The organism is Actinopolyspora sp. BKK2, assembly GCF_011291845.1.
GTDB classification, from domain to species: domain Bacteria; phylum Actinomycetota; class Actinomycetes; order Mycobacteriales; family Pseudonocardiaceae; genus Actinopolyspora; species Actinopolyspora saharensis.
Genome location: NZ_JAANTE010000008.1, coordinates 190,772 through 204,028, shown reverse-complemented (window position 1 = coordinate 204,028; position 13,257 = coordinate 190,772). Strand labels below are relative to the sequence as shown.

Below are 13,257 nucleotides of genomic sequence, written 5' to 3'. Positions count from 1 at the left end.
TCAAGTGGATCGGGCGGTCACGAGCGCCCTGGCCGCTCGGAAGCGGAGATCTCGAAAGCGCCGGGCCGCGATGCCGGTGGACGGCGTGGTGCTTCGGCGCCACCCGCGCCGGAAGCACCACGGCCGATCGTCGAGCACGGCAGTGCTCGACCACGGCAGGGCCGCACCGGTCAGAACAGGGCGTTGGCCAGGGAACGACGCGCGTTGGCGACCCGCTGGTCCCCATCGGGGAACAGACCGAACATCTCCAGCAGCTCCTCGCGAACGCGGTCGCGATCGCCCCCGGAAGTACGCCGGACCACACCGATCAGCCTGTTGAACGCGTCCTCGACCCGCTGCTGCGCCAGTTCCGCGTCCGCTGCGGCGAGCTGGGTGTCCACGTCGTCCGGACTCCCCTCGGCACGCTCGATGGCCGCGGGATCGGCGTTCTCCGCCCTGGCCGTAAACCGGACCTGCGCCAGCGCGGCCTTGGCCTGCTCGTTGTCCGGCTCGGCCTCCAGGATCCGCTGGTAGGCCTGCTCGGCGGCGGCGTACTCGCCCCGCTCCAGCGCCTCCTCGGCCGCGGTGAAGCGGGAGTCCTCCTGCTCGGCCTCCTCACCGGTCGCCTCCTCGGCGGCGCGGATCCCCGGAAGCTGATCGCGTTGCGCGTCGAGGATCGAGTTGATCCACTGCCTGATCTGCTCCTCGGGCTGCGCACCGGCGAAGGCCTCGACCGGCTGACCGCCCGCTATCGCGATCACCGTCGGGATGGACTGCGCTCCGAACAACTGCGCGATGCGCTGGTTGGCGTCCACGTCGATCGTGGCGAGCACCCAGGCGCCCCCGCCTTCGCGGGCCAATTTCTCCAGCACCGGGGAGAGCTGCTTGCACGGCTGGCACCAACTCGCCCACAGGTCCACCACAACGGGGACCTGCATGGAGCGGTCGACCACTTCGGCCTGGAAGTTGGACTCGGTGACCTCGACGATCGCGGAGTCGCCGCCCTTCGAGCCACCGCCCTTCGAACCGGAGCCCGCCGACTGCTGCGCCTCCGGGCGCGACTCGGCCCGGTTCTTCAGCGCCGAGAGGTCCATCGCTCCTGCCATCGTGGCGGAAGCCGGTGCGCTCTGCTGTGCATCAGGGTTTTGCCGTGGATCAGGCCTTGTCACACCACCATCGTGACACGTCGCGCACCCGCGGTCCCACTCCCACCCCGATTCGGTTTCCCCGCCGTTGCCCGGTCAACGGAAAAGCTGTTCACGCAACGCACAGCAGGACCCGAAGACCTACACGACCAAGGGACAACTGATCACTCGTTCAGGTGGCTTTGCCGGAATCCCCCTCATCTTTGGCGGATGCGGCGCCGAATTCACTCACGAGTCCGCGGTGCGGAGAGCACGCATTCAGCGCTCTGACCGCCACTCAGTAGGGACTCGATCGGGAAAATTCCCTACCCGCAAGTACGACGAGAGGTACCAATAGTGCGTATTGCAACCCGTGTTGCCGGTGCAGCCGGTGTCGCCGCCATGGGCATGATGACCCTGGGAACGGCCGCGTTCGCTGACACCGCCGACAACGACGGCATCAACGCGGTCGACGACAACAACATCAGCGCCGTGCCGGTCCAGGCCTGCGGGAACGACATCGGCGCCGTTGTCGGTGTGATCGCGGAGGTCCTGTCGCCCGAGTCCTCCCAGTGCGTCAACGCACCGGTCGTCGACCACCCGATGAGCAAGTGATCCGGTAGCCGAATCTTTCACGGGGCGGTGTCGCGGTCTCCCCGACACCGCCTCCGCGGGGATCCTGTCCTCCCGAGTCGGCACTCGGACATCCCTCCGGGAGAAGGGGGATCATTCCTCCTCGAGCCGCTGCTCGACCCGCTCCACCTTCTCCCGGAGCTGGTTCGTGTGCCCGGGACGGATGTCCGCCTTGATGACGAGACTCGTACGCGGTGCCCGCGCGGAGACCGCTTCGGTCGCGCGGCGGACCACCTCCATGACTTCCTCCCACTCCCCTTCGATCGTGGTGAACATGGCGTTCGTCTCGTGCGGAAGCCCGGATTCGCGGACGATCCGCACGGCCTCGGCGACGGCGGCGCTGACGCCGTCCGACTCCCCCGCACCCGAGGGCGCCACGCTGAACGCGACCAACATCTCCACATCTCCTGACTACGGGCCGCTCGCCCGTCGTGATTTCGTAACCTGCGCCACGGGAACCTATCGACGTTCCGGGACGAAGGCATTCCGCACGCCCCGCTCCGCCGGCCTCGAACTCCCCGTGTCGCCCGTTCGTGCAAGTGCCCGCTGCTAGCGTCGAATGTCATGAGCCCCCGTCAACCGCTGCCCTTCGACCCCATAGCCCGTGCGGCCGATATCTGGTCCCAACGCGTCGGCCCGTCCTCGACGATGGCCGCGGTGACCAGCATCATGCGGGTCCAACAGATTCTGCAGTCGGAGGTCGACGCGGCGCTCCGACCGCACAACCTCACCTTCGCCCGGTACGAGGCCCTCGTGCTGCTGACCTTCTCCCGCCAGGGCAGCCTCCCGATGCGCGTCATGGGCGACCGGCTGCAGCTGCATCCGACCAGCGTCACCAACATCGTCGACCGGCTGGAGGCGGACGAACTCGTCCGGCGGATCCCGCATCCGACCGACCGGCGCACCACGCTCGTGGAAGTCACCGACAGCGGGCGCGAGCTGACGGACAAGGCCACCGAGTCGGTGACCGCCGTGAACTTCGGGCTCACCGGGATAACCGAACGGCAGACCCGACAGCTCACCGAGCTCCTGGGCAAAGTGCGGCAGTCCGCGGGCGACTTCTGAGCGCGCCTCTCGCTCGCACGGATCGGGCAACGCGCTCCCGCACCTCGCGGGAACGCCGCCACAGTCGCCCCGAGGCGGGGAGGCGATCTCGACCGGGAGTCCGTGCGGGGCGGGCGAGCGCTCGCTCGATCAGGCAGCTCGGCGGACGAGCGAGGCCGGTCGCCTTCCACCACTCGCGCAACCGGCACCGCCGGGAGTGCTCAGCCGAGGGTCTCGCGAGGACGGCCGGCACGTGGCGTAGGTTCCTACTCGATGTGCTGGCTCCCGCAACGAGCCCCCGACTGAGATTCCCCGGGGAACCACCCGCGCGGACCGAGGCGGCGAAGTCCTACTAGTTCAACGCGCGCAGCGCCCCGATCAGCCGGGACCACGAGGTCGGCCCCAGCTCCTCGGGCGTACTCAGAAGTCCGCGCCGCAGAGCCCAGCGCTCGAACACCACCGAGGCGAAGGGCGGGATCGAGGCGACCAGCGCGAGAACCAGTACGCGGAAACTCCACCGCAGCGGTCCGTACGCGATCAGGCTCACCAACACGTAGGCGGTGAAGACCAGACCGTGCACCCAGCCCATGACGGTCACGCCCTCGGGTTGTCCGAACCCGTACTTGAAGACCATCGCGATGAGCAGCCCCGCCCACGAGATCGCTTCGGCTACCGCGATCAGCCGGAACCATCCGACACAAGTCCTGAACACGCGGATCACCGTATCTCGTGACGGGCGACACTCCTCGCGTGGCGTGCCCGGGAAAACATCGCACGATTCCGCGGGGTCGCTGGCCACTGTCGGGGATTTCTCGTTCAATGGCGATATGAACCGCTGGGTGCTGCACCTGGACATGGACGCCTTCTACGCGTCCGTGGAACAGTTCACCCGCCCCACTCTTCGCGGCCGTCCCCTGCTCGTAGGCGGGACCGGGCCGCGCGGAACCGTGGCCGGGGTGAGCTACCCGGCGCGGGAGTACGGGGTGCACTCGGCCATGCCGATGTGGGAGGCCCGGCGGCGGTGCCGAACTGCCGTGGTGCTCCCGCCCCGGTTCCGGCTCTACCGGACGTTGAGCGGGCGGGCCTTCACCATCGTCCGCGAAGTCGCGGGCAGGTTCGAGCAGGTCTCGATCGACGAGGCCTTCCTGGAGCCCCACGAGCTCGCCGGAGCGAGCCGGGAAGCGGTGGTGGAGTTCGCGGAGAAGCTCAGGGCCAGGGTGCGCGAGGAGGTCGGGGTGAACGCCTCCATCGGCGCCGGCTCGGGAAAGCAGCTGGCCAAGATCGCCTCGGGCATGGCCAAGCCGGACGGTTCGTTGATCGTTCCCGCCGAGGAGGAGAGCGGGCTGCTCGCCGGGCTCCCGGTGCGCAAGCTCTGGGGCATAGGGCCGATCGGGGAGTCGAAGCTGCACCGCATCGGTGTGCACACGATCGGGGAGCTGGCCGCGCTCAAACTCGGCGACGTGACCGCGCTGCTCGGTCAGGCCCACGGGACCGAACTGCACCGGCTGGCCCACGGGATCGACGAGCGTCCGGTGACCGAGCGGGCCGAGGCCAAGCAGGTCGGTGCCGAGACGACCTTCGACACCGATCGGACCGACCGAGGCGAGCTGGCGGAGGAAATAGCCGAGATGGCCGAGGCGGCGCACCGCAGGTTGATCGCCTCCGAACGAGCCGCCAGAACGGTCACGCTGAAGGTCCGGGACGCGGATTTCAGCACGATCAGCCGCTCCGAGACCTTCGCCTCGGCCACGGCCGACCGCGAGGAGCTGGCCGCGGCGGCCCGGAGACTGATCTCCGTCGCGGTCCACCCCGGTGTTCCCGTCCGGTTGGTGGGGGTCTCCTACTCCGGACTGACCACGGCCGAGCAAGCCGCGCTGTTCCCCACGCCCGAGGAGGCGACCGGACGGAAGGACGGCGCGGCGACGACGCCCGCACCACCCCCGGCGCCCCCGTCGCCCACCCCGCCGGACCCCCTGCGCGAGAGGTGGACCCAGGGCGACGACGTGCACCACCCGGACTGGGGGCACGGCTGGGTGCAGGGGTGCGGGCACGGCAGGGTGACCGTGCGGTTCGAGACAGCCAGTGGCGGACCGGGACGGGTGTGGACCTTCCCCTCCGAGACTCCCGAGCTGACCGCCGCGGACCCGCTGAACAGCCTCGGTGAGCACGCTCCCCAGGTGCTCGAGTTCGCCGAGGACGCGCAGCCGCAGGACCACTCCCCCTCCGGAGCTTCCCCAGAACAGGGGGTTTGACCGGGATGATCCCGTGCCCGGGCAGCTGGTGTCCTCCGCTCAGCCCTGCGGAGATGGGAGCCGACGCCGGTACTGACCGACCCAGGCTCGGGGCGCTGCGCTCTGCACCCCTCTCTCCAGCTGTTTGGGCAGCCTGCTCAGCGCGGGAAGGTGGAACCGGTAGCGCACCCCGGAAAGCCCCTGCATGGGCGGGGGCTCCTCCACCCTCCAGCGTTCCAGCTCGGGATGCCGCTCGGGAAAGAGCGGGTCGGCCGGGAACAGTTCCAGCGCGCGTCGCCGCTCCGGGTGCACGAGCCTGCGGTTCTCGACGGGGCGCAACGCGCCGATGCCGACGGCGGTGACCTCCTCCCACGGCACCGCGAAGACCTCACCGTTGGTGCGGGGGTACAGCCCCCTGCTGTCCAGCAGGAAACCCCGACCGCTCAGCGATCCCCTGGAAGCGGCGATGAACCAGACGAAGCACACCCCGAACACGATCTGCCAGAACCACAGCCAGAAGCCGCTCCCCGAACCGGCGAGGGCGGCAGCGCACAGCACGGTCAGGAACCCGCTGATTCCTCCTCCGACGAGGAGGTTGCGAAAGGCGGCCGCGCTGACGTCGACGTCACGGGCGTGGTCCCCGAGCAGCGCGGCACCCCTCGGGGGCCGCCCCGACTGCTGCTCGGTCATCGGCTCCACGCGCGTCGCGGAGGGGGGACCCCCGCGGTCGCCGGCTCGCGTACCTGGCGGTTCCGCGTCGTGTCCCGGGGCGACCTTGCGGCGCTCGACCACGGTCTCCTGCTGAGCGAGAGTGCGGTACGGGGCCGTGCTGCCCTCCGTGTTCCCACGATCGGCGCGTTGCCATCCACCGGGTAGCCACTTCATGGGGACAGAATATCCCCGCTGGGCGTGGTCGAACCGCACGGCGAGCGCGATCTCCGGGACGGACGGGGCGAAACTCGGGGGATCCCCCAGGGGTCGGTCGGCCCCTCCGAACCGGAACGACCCGACCGACCCCGAGCGGTCACCCGCCGGGAGCGCTCACGCCTTCTCGTCGCCGGGGACGTGCAACAGCAGGGCATCCCCCTGGCCACCACCGCCGCACAGCGCGGCGGCGCCGTCCCCGCCACCCCGGCGGTTCAGCTCGAGGGCCAGGTGCAGCGCCAAACGGGCACCGGACATCCCGATCGGGTGTCCCAGCGCGATGGCCCCGCCGTTGACGTTGACCCGCTCCGCGTCCAGGCCGAGCGCGCGGGTGGAGGCGATGCCGACTGCGGCGAAGGCCTCGTTGATCTCCACCAGGTCCAGCTCGGAAGCCTCCCGCCCGGCGCGGGCGCACGCCCTGCCGATCGCGTTGGACGGTTGCTCGTGCAGGCTCGCGTCCGGTCCGGCCACGACACCGTGCTTGCCGATCTCGGCCAGCCAGCTCAGCCCCAGCTGCTCGGCCCGCGACTTGCGCATCACCACGACCGCGGCGGCCCCGTCCGAGATCTGCGAGGCGGTTCCGGCCGTGATCGTTCCCTCCGCGTCGAAGGCGGGGCGCAGCTTGCCCAGGCCTTCCGCCGTGGTGTCCGCGCGGATCCCCTCGTCCGCGTCGACCAGCAGCGACTCCCCCTTCCGTTGGGGAACGGTGACCGGTTCGATCTCCTCGGCGAACACCCCGCGCTCAGCCGCGGCTCCGGCCCGCTGGTGCGACCGGGCGGCGAACGCGTCCTGCTCCTGGCGGGTCAGCCCGTAGTGGGAGTTGTACTTCTCGGTGGAGGCCCCCATGGCCATCTGGTCGAACGCGCAGAACAAGCCGTCGTTGGCCATGTGGTCGAGCATCCGCACGTCGCCGTACTTGAAGCCTTCGCGCGACTTGCCGAGCAGGTGCGGGGCCTGCGTCATGGACTCCTGGCCACCGGCAACGACGACGTCGAACTCGCCCGCCCTGATCTGCTGATCGGCGAGCGCGACGGCGTCCAGCCCGGAAAGACAGACCTTGTTGACCGTCAGAGCGGGCACGTCCATCCCGATGCCCGCCTCCACGGCCGCCTGCCGAGCGGGGATCTGGCCCGCGCCCGCCGTGAGCACCTGCCCCATGATCGTGTAATCGACCTGGCTCGGCTCCACTCCGGCCCTGCGCAGGGCCGCCTTGATGGCCACACCACCGAGCTGGGCCCCGGAGAAGTCCTTCAACGAGCCGAGCAACCGGCCCATCGGCGTGCGAGCCCCGGCCACGATCACGGAACTTTCCACGACTGCCTCCCTTGCGAACGCGCTGGACGTGACGAGGGCGCCACCTCGAACGGCCACCATGATGACCCGTCCCGCTCGGGCGGGGCCATACCCGCGAGCAACGCTCCGCCGAGTTGTGATCCGCCGCACAACCGCGCACGAGTTACCCGGGAAGAGGATTCGGAGTTAGGCTTTCTCCCATGCGGGAGGAACTCGGCGGACTGGTAAGCGCCATCGACCACGTGGGCATCGCCGTTGCCGATCTCGACGAAGCGGTGGACTTCCACCGGAGGACCTTCGGACTGGTGCCCACGCACCAGGAGGTCAACGAGGACCAGGGGGTGCGCGAGGCGATGCTCGCGGCCCCCGGGGAAGGCCCTGGGGCCACACGGGTCCAGCTGCTCGCTCCGGCGCGCGAGGACTCGACCATCGCCAAGTTCCTGGATCGGAACGGGCCCGGGCTGCAGCAGCTGGCCTTCCGGGTGACCGACGTCGAGGCCGCCTGCGAGCGTCTCCGGGAGCGGGGCACCCGGCTGCTGTTCGAAACGCCTCGCCGGGGGACGGCCGACAGCAGAGTGAACTTCGTCCACCCGAAGGACGCGGGCGGTGTCCTGGTCGAACTGGTCCAGCCCGCCGAGTAGGGCCGCTCGTCCCCAGCCGACACGCCCCTCGTAGGGGGACTCCCGACCGGGGCGCCCCACCAACGCCAATGCTCTGAGCCCGAGCGAGGGAACCCGCCGACTCTCACCTCTCCTCGGCACTCCGCCCTGCTCCCAGAGCGCGCGCTATCAGCCTGATCTCCCGATCCAGTTCCACACCGTTGGCCCGCAGCCGGGCCGTGGCGTGGTCGTGGTTGATCGCCCTGGCCAGCAGCACCGAGGCGGTGTCGATGTCGCCCGGCGCCCCTCCGGGCAGGGCGCCCTCGATCACGTGTCGCGTCTGTTCCACGATCTGCTGGAAGCGCCGGTTCAGCGCGCTGCGGACCGCCTCGTGCGTGTCCGCCTCGCGCCAGAGCAGGTGACTGAGCGGCAGCGAGGAGCGCAGTCTGCGGTCCAGCTCGCCGACCAGGGCGCGCAGGCTGCCCGTCAGGTCGCCGCGCACCACCACTTCCTCGCTGCGAATCCGCTGCTCCGGGAGCCGCTCGACCAGAGCGACCAGGATGTCCTCCTTGCGCTTGAAGTAGTAGTGGATCAGTCCTTTGGGGACCTGGGCGTTCTCCGCGATCCGCGAGGTCGGGGTGGCGTCGTAACCGCGCTCGGCGAACAGCTCGCCCGCTGCTTCCAGGATGCGCTCCCTGGCCAACCCCGCGTTCGAGTCCTCCCGGTCCCGCGCGGGCTCGATCTCGGCTTCGGTAGTCATGATCACGCCCTCCCGGGGGCTGCACGTCGACGGAAACCGCACCGCTCGCCCCCGACGGGAGGCCGAACACCGGAAGCCCGGGATGGACCGGACCCGGTCCACCCCGGAACCTCGATCTCGCCCGGCGCGACCGAACGGTGAGCGAAAACACATCCGATGACAACATCCCCGTCCCGGAGGGTGCGGAGCACGGCTCTCGGGAGCGGACGAGGAATCGTTCAGTGCTGCCGCGCCATACCGGAACGATGCGCCGAGTTCGCCTCCGGCAGGGCGGCGACCCCCACGATCACGGCGAGCACACCGACCACCCAGGTGGTCCAGGCCGCTCCGACGGAAGCCGCGTACCCGAAGGCCCACGGGGAAATCACCAGCAGGATGCCGAGCACCACGTGCGCGTACTCGCTGGTGATCGACCCCGGCATCACCAGCGACCACACGCCGGAGATACCGAGCAGGGCACCGAGCACGATCATGGCCGTCAACGCGGCGGGTCCCGTGGTCGTCCACAGCGTCGCGAGGATCAGGTAGACGCCGAGCACGACGGCACCCCAGTCCTGCCAGCGCGTCCACGGGCGCGCGGTCGACTCACCCGAACCACGAGCCATGTCGATCACCTCCGTTTTTTCGTTTTCGTCCCCTCTCGACCGAGAGTGCTCCTTGGTTGGCCGGCCGGTCAAGTCCCGGTTCCGGGCCGTTCTCACTGTGATCTCCGCACGTGTTTCGGGATTCGATCGCGCACCGGACAACATCGTCGGCGCTTCAGAGGTAGCGTTGTGCCATGGGTCTTGCCGACGATCGTGATCTGCTACCGCTGGGATCGGGCTTCGACATCGTCCGGAAGGGCGGTTACGACAGAGCTCAGGTCGATGAGCATCTGGAGCGCGTCGACGCTGACCTGCGCCTGGTCACATCGGACCGTGATGCCGCCGTCTCCCAGGCGGCGGAGTTGTCCAAGCAGCTCGAATCGGCGCGCTCCGAGATCGAGAGCCTGCGTGCGCAGGTCGAACGTCTGGGCCAGCCACCGACCACGATGGAAGGGCTCAGCGAACGACTGCAACGCATGCTGCGGCTGGCCCAGGAGGAAGCGGGGGAGATCCGCACCAAGGCGGATAACGACGCCGCCGAAACACGTCGACAGGCCGAGCAGGAAGCGAGCAACCTGCGCAGCCACTACGAGAACCTGATCTCCGAGCTGGACTCGCGGCGCAAGGAGATGGAGGCCGAGCACAGCTCGATACTGGAGAACGCCAGGGCCGAGGCGGAGCGGATCACCACCGAGGCCGAGGAGAACCGCAAGCGCGCCGACGAGGAGTCCGAGGCCAGACGTGCCCAGGTCGAGGAGGACTTCGAGATAGCCATGGCGGCCCGGCGCAGCGAGTCCATGCGCACCCTGGCCGACCAGGAGGCCAAGAGCAAGGCCGAGGCCGAACGCCGCGTCTCGGAGGCCACCGAGGAGGCCGACCGCAGGCTGCGCGAGGGCACCAACGAGGCCTACCGCCGCGTTCAGGAAGCCACCGATGAGGCCGAACGGCTCACGCGCGAGAGCACCGAGGCCGCGGAGCAGCGCGAGCGGGAGAGCAGGGCCGAGGCCGAGCGGCTGGTCAACGAGGCCGGTGAGCAGGCGCGGACGATGGTCTCCGAGGCCACCGAGGAGGCCACCCGGTTGCTCGAGGAGGCCACCTCCGAGAGCAAGCGGCTGCGCGGTGAGGCGCGTGCCGACGCCGAGCGGCGCATCGCGGCGACCACCGCCGAGTGCGAGCGGCGGTTGGCCAAGGTCGACGAACAGGTCAACACGCTCACCGAGCTGCGGGACAACGTCGCGGCGAAGCTGCGGGACGCCGCCGAGATGATGGGCCAGACCACCCCCATCCTGGAACGGCTCACCGCCGACGACGAGCAGGAGCGCGAACTGCGCGACTCCGCCGCCGAAGCACGGGAACGAGCCCTGCGGGAGACGGAGACCGCACTGGACTCCCCGGAGGCCGGAGCGGAGACGACAGGCGACGACACCGCGAGCGCGGACGGTTCCGGCGCGGAGCACGCCGAGCAACGGGGCTCCGCGGGCGACGGATCCACGAACGGTGCGGCGGACGAGGCCATCGGCGGCGAGGAAACTCTCCGGTTCGAGCCGGGCGGCAGCGATACCGTCCCCGCCCAGGACAGTTCCGCCCAGGATTCGGACACGCCGGAGCAGCAGGAGCCGGACACCTCGGGGAGCTCGACCCCGTCGACCGCGGAAGTGGACCCGGCGACGAAGAAGATCGACCTGTCCCAGCTACCCGCCCAGGAGGGCGGGGAAAACGACGAAACTGACCCGCCCACCAGGAAGATCACCGTACCCGGTGGGGAGAGCACCACCGCTTCGCAGGCAGGATCCGGACAGCACGAGCCGGAGCAGCAGGTACGGCAGACCTGAGGGGTCTGCGGCGGTTCGCGGGCCTGATCACTGCGTTTCGGCCAACCACTCCCGGACTTCGTTCGCGAATCCGGACGGAATCTCCAGCGGAGCCAGGTGCCCAGCGCCGGGAAGGGTCACCAGTCGACCGTTCGGCAACGACACGGCCATGTCCCGCGCGGACTCCACCGGGGTCAAACCGTCCTCCGCCCCGCGCAGCACCAGGGCAGGCCCCGCGTAGTCGCGCAGCACGTCGAAACCGTCCCGCCGCGCGGCCATGGCCCGCTGCGCCCAGGCGACCCCGTCCGGGGGTTGCTCCTCGATCAGTCCTCTGGCCTCGTCCACCACGTCCGTGCGCTGCTGCCGAGTGGTCTCCCCGAGGAGGCCGGGAAGGCTGTTGTCGGCCAGCCACCCCTCGGTTCCCTCGGTCTCCGCTCGCTCGGCCGTCCGCAGCCGGTTCTCCCGCTGCTGTTCGCCGTCGGCGTCGGCCCTGGTGCCGGACAGGAGGAGTCCGCTGACCCTTTCCGGCGCCTTGCGCAGCACGGACATGGCGACGTAGCCGCCCATGGAGCACCCGCCCAGCCGGACCCGCGGCAGTTCCAGCCGGTCGAGCAGCGCGAGCAGGTCGTCGGCCACCAGATCGAGGCTCGGAGCGGCGGAACCGTCCAGCGGGCTGTGTCCCAGCCCGCGCTGGTCCGGCGTGATGACGCGGCAGTGCTCCTCGAGCTCGGCCCGCACGCCTCGCCACATTCGCGCGTCCACCGGGAAGGCGTGCAGCAGCACCAGCGGTGGTCCGGTTCCCGATTCGATGTAGTGCACGCCCCCATGATGCCGCAGAAGATCACGCTCCGCGCGGTGCGTTGATCAGTCGCGGGGCACGTCCGCGGACGCGAGCCCTGCCCGAAGCAATATCATCACCCGGATGAGCATCCCCGCACGAGTGTTCACCGAGAGACTGCTGCTGCGTCCGGTCGAGCTCACTGACGAGCCCACCGCGCTCGCCGTCCACACCGACCCCGTGACCAACCGCCACCGACCCGACGGCACTCCGCACGGCGACCGGGTGAGTTCCGACCTGCGGGATTGGGTCGAGCAGTGGACCGAGCACGGAATCGGCTACTGGGCGATCGAGACCCGCGCCGACTCGGAGGTGATCGGTTTCGGGGGGCTACGCCGTGCCGAGTGGTCCGGGGAACCGGTGCTCAACCTCTACTACCGGTTCCGCCCGAGCGCGTGGAACAGGGGGTACGCGTCCGAGATGGCAGGCGCGGCGGTGAACCACGCGAACACCCACCTGGCCGGAACACCTGTGCTGATCCGGACGCGTCCGGACAACCTCGCGGCACGTCGCGTGGCCGAAAAGCTCGGATTCGAGTTCCGCTCCGAACACGGCCACGGGACGCACAAGGAGTGGGTCTACCGCCTGCCCGCGGGCGAAGCCCCCGCTCGGGACTCATAGCGCTCCCCGCGAGTCCGGGAGCGCACGAGCCGGACCGTCCCGTCAGCGTGCTCAGGAATCCACGATGGTGACCTGGTGCGTCCGCGTCTCGCCCTCCCAGTGCCGGGGCAGCGGAGTCGGGACCTCGGGAGCCACCGCGCGCACGACGGCGTCGAGCGCCTGCTCGGCCTTGCCCACCCACAGGTGCTTGGTGTCGGGGAAACCGGTCACCTCGGCCTGGGTCAGCGGGGCGAAAGCGCGCTCGGCCGCCTCGGGACGCAGGTAGTCGTCGAACTCCGGGACGAGGGCGTGCACCGGTTTGCCCGACTCCGCCCAGGCGCGCAGGTGCTCCTCGGTGCTCCAGCGCAGCGGAGGCGAGATGAGCACGGCCCCCTGAACCAGCGGATCGAGCCCGTGCACCAGCGTGAGGTCGGTCCCGAAGGACCAACCGAGCAACCACACCTCGGGCAGATCGTGGAACTCCGCGTACTCCAGCGCGGCCGCCACGTCGAAACGCTCCGAATCACCGTTGTCGAAGGACCCCTCGCTGCGCCCGGCCTCGCTGGCCGTCCCCCTGGTGTTGAAGCGCAGCACGGCCATGTCGGCCAGCGCGGGCAACCGCCAGGCGGCCTTGCGGAACAGGTGGGAGTCCATCATCCCACCGTGCGTGGGCAGCGGGTGCAAGCAGACGAGGGTCGCTCGCGGTGCGTTGTGCTCGGGCAGGGCGAGCTCGCCCACCAGCCTCAACCCGTCCGCGGTGTGCAGGGTGACGGGCTCCCGGCGACCGGGCAGCACGGTGTTCGCGCGAATTTCGGTGCTCATCGTCGCGATCCTGCC

Annotated in this window: 15 protein-coding genes; 6 read left to right on the top strand and 9 right to left on the bottom strand. The window is 70.0% G+C overall.

What is annotated here, in order from left to right:
• Positions 1–170: 170 nt before the first annotated feature.
• Complete coding sequence (locus tag G9Q41_RS17230; RefSeq protein ID WP_207631346.1) at positions 171–1,073, bottom strand: tetratricopeptide repeat protein; 903 nt, start codon at positions 1,071–1,073, stop codon at positions 171–173.
• 387 nt (positions 1,074–1,460) lie between these two features.
• Between G9Q41_RS17230 and G9Q41_RS17225 the strand changes: the two genes are divergently transcribed.
• Positions 1,461–1,718 carry a hypothetical protein gene (locus G9Q41_RS17225; RefSeq protein ID WP_342751277.1) on the top strand — a complete coding sequence of 86 codons (258 nt, stop codon included), beginning with the start codon at positions 1,461–1,463 and terminating at the stop codon, positions 1,716–1,718.
• Between the two features lie 111 nt (positions 1,719–1,829).
• Here the strand turns inward: G9Q41_RS17225 and G9Q41_RS17220 are convergent, their stop codons facing one another.
• Positions 1,830–2,132, bottom strand: coding sequence for an MTH1187 family thiamine-binding protein (locus G9Q41_RS17220; protein WP_092527367.1), 303 nt, complete (start codon positions 2,130–2,132; stop codon positions 1,830–1,832).
• Between the two features lie 168 nt (positions 2,133–2,300).
• Here G9Q41_RS17220 and G9Q41_RS17215 point away from each other — a divergent pair, with 168 nt between their 5' ends.
• The gene (locus G9Q41_RS17215; RefSeq protein ID WP_092523601.1) at positions 2,301–2,801 is read left to right on the top strand and encodes a MarR family transcriptional regulator; all 501 of its coding nucleotides are present in this window, start codon (positions 2,301–2,303) and stop codon (positions 2,799–2,801) included.
• Positions 2,802–3,132: 331 nt separating this feature from the next.
• On the opposite strand, the gene G9Q41_RS17210 is transcribed toward G9Q41_RS17215, so the two are convergent.
• Positions 3,133–3,492, bottom strand: a complete 360-nt coding sequence (locus tag G9Q41_RS17210; RefSeq protein WP_347567596.1) for a DUF3817 domain-containing protein — start codon at positions 3,490–3,492, stop codon at positions 3,133–3,135.
• Between the two features lie 115 nt (positions 3,493–3,607).
• Here G9Q41_RS17210 and G9Q41_RS17205 point away from each other — a divergent pair, with 115 nt between their 5' ends.
• The gene (locus G9Q41_RS17205) at positions 3,608–5,032 is read left to right on the top strand and encodes a DNA polymerase IV (RefSeq protein WP_165633443.1); all 1,425 of its coding nucleotides are present in this window, start codon (positions 3,608–3,610) and stop codon (positions 5,030–5,032) included.
• A 39-nt stretch (positions 5,033–5,071) separates the two neighbouring features.
• Here the strand turns inward: G9Q41_RS17205 and G9Q41_RS17200 are convergent, their stop codons facing one another.
• Both G9Q41_RS17200 and G9Q41_RS17195 read right to left on the bottom strand, forming a co-directional pair.
• Positions 5,072–5,896, bottom strand: a complete 825-nt coding sequence (locus tag G9Q41_RS17200) for a hypothetical protein (protein WP_165633444.1) — start codon at positions 5,894–5,896, stop codon at positions 5,072–5,074.
• Positions 5,897–6,052: 156 nt separating this feature from the next.
• The gene (locus G9Q41_RS17195; RefSeq protein WP_347567597.1) at positions 6,053–7,249 is read right to left on the bottom strand and encodes an acetyl-CoA C-acetyltransferase; all 1,197 of its coding nucleotides are present in this window, start codon (positions 7,247–7,249) and stop codon (positions 6,053–6,055) included.
• Positions 7,250–7,428: 179 nt separating this feature from the next.
• On the opposite strand from G9Q41_RS17195, the gene mce reads away from it, so the two are divergent.
• Positions 7,429–7,869, top strand: a complete 441-nt coding sequence (gene mce / locus G9Q41_RS17190) for a methylmalonyl-CoA epimerase (protein ID WP_092523608.1) — start codon at positions 7,429–7,431, stop codon at positions 7,867–7,869.
• Between the two features lie 103 nt (positions 7,870–7,972).
• Here the strand turns inward: mce and G9Q41_RS17185 are convergent, their stop codons facing one another.
• Together G9Q41_RS17185 and G9Q41_RS17180 are read right to left on the bottom strand one after the other, a co-directional pair.
• On the bottom strand, positions 7,973–8,587 hold the full coding sequence (locus tag G9Q41_RS17185; RefSeq protein WP_092523610.1) for a TetR/AcrR family transcriptional regulator: 615 nt from the start codon (positions 8,585–8,587) through the stop codon (positions 7,973–7,975).
• Between the two features lie 218 nt (positions 8,588–8,805).
• Entirely contained in the window at positions 8,806–9,192 is a 387-nt protein-coding gene (locus G9Q41_RS17180) for an SPW repeat protein (RefSeq protein ID WP_165633446.1), read from the bottom strand.
• Between the two features lie 173 nt (positions 9,193–9,365).
• Here G9Q41_RS17180 and G9Q41_RS17175 point away from each other — a divergent pair, with 173 nt between their 5' ends.
• Positions 9,366–11,003 (top strand): M protein, encoded by a 1,638-nt coding sequence (locus G9Q41_RS17175; RefSeq protein ID WP_165633447.1) that lies wholly within the window; start codon positions 9,366–9,368, stop codon positions 11,001–11,003.
• A 27-nt stretch (positions 11,004–11,030) separates the two neighbouring features.
• On the opposite strand, the gene G9Q41_RS17170 is transcribed toward G9Q41_RS17175, so the two are convergent.
• On the bottom strand, positions 11,031–11,801 hold the full coding sequence (locus G9Q41_RS17170) for an alpha/beta hydrolase (protein ID WP_165633448.1): 771 nt from the start codon (positions 11,799–11,801) through the stop codon (positions 11,031–11,033).
• A 103-nt stretch (positions 11,802–11,904) separates the two neighbouring features.
• On the opposite strand from G9Q41_RS17170, the gene G9Q41_RS17165 reads away from it, so the two are divergent.
• Positions 11,905–12,441 carry a GNAT family N-acetyltransferase gene (locus tag G9Q41_RS17165; RefSeq protein ID WP_165633449.1) on the top strand — a complete coding sequence of 179 codons (537 nt, stop codon included), beginning with the start codon at positions 11,905–11,907 and terminating at the stop codon, positions 12,439–12,441.
• Between the two features lie 51 nt (positions 12,442–12,492).
• On the opposite strand, the gene G9Q41_RS17160 is transcribed toward G9Q41_RS17165, so the two are convergent.
• Positions 12,493–13,242: an alpha/beta hydrolase gene (locus G9Q41_RS17160; RefSeq protein ID WP_165633450.1), complete on the bottom strand. Its 750-nt coding sequence runs from the start codon at positions 13,240–13,242 to the stop codon at positions 12,493–12,495.
• Positions 13,243–13,257: the final 15 nt, after the last annotated feature.

Bases quoted from the DNA above. Each gene is read 5' to 3' on its own strand.
- G9Q41_RS17230 (WP_207631346.1), bottom strand. From the start codon at position 1,073: ATGGACCTCTCGGCGCTGAAGAACCGGGCCGAGTCGCGCCCGGAGGCG.
- G9Q41_RS17220 (WP_092527367.1), bottom strand. From the start codon at position 2,132: ATGTTGGTCGCGTTCAGCGTGGCGCCCTCGGGTGCGGGGGAGTCGGAC.
- G9Q41_RS17215 (WP_092523601.1), top strand. From the start codon at position 2,301: ATGAGCCCCCGTCAACCGCTGCCCTTCGACCCCATAGCCCGTGCGGCC.
- G9Q41_RS17205 (WP_165633443.1), top strand. From the start codon at position 3,608: ATGAACCGCTGGGTGCTGCACCTGGACATGGACGCCTTCTACGCGTCC.
- G9Q41_RS17200 (WP_165633444.1), bottom strand. From the start codon at position 5,896: ATGAAGTGGCTACCCGGTGGATGGCAACGCGCCGATCGTGGGAACACG.
- mce (WP_092523608.1), top strand. From the start codon at position 7,429: ATGCGGGAGGAACTCGGCGGACTGGTAAGCGCCATCGACCACGTGGGC.
- G9Q41_RS17185 (WP_092523610.1), bottom strand. From the start codon at position 8,587: ATGACTACCGAAGCCGAGATCGAGCCCGCGCGGGACCGGGAGGACTCG.
- G9Q41_RS17180 (WP_165633446.1), bottom strand. From the start codon at position 9,192: ATGGCTCGTGGTTCGGGTGAGTCGACCGCGCGCCCGTGGACGCGCTGG.
- G9Q41_RS17175 (WP_165633447.1), top strand. From the start codon at position 9,366: ATGGGTCTTGCCGACGATCGTGATCTGCTACCGCTGGGATCGGGCTTC.
- G9Q41_RS17165 (WP_165633449.1), top strand. From the start codon at position 11,905: ATGAGCATCCCCGCACGAGTGTTCACCGAGAGACTGCTGCTGCGTCCG.
- G9Q41_RS17160 (WP_165633450.1), bottom strand. From the start codon at position 13,242: ATGAGCACCGAAATTCGCGCGAACACCGTGCTGCCCGGTCGCCGGGAG.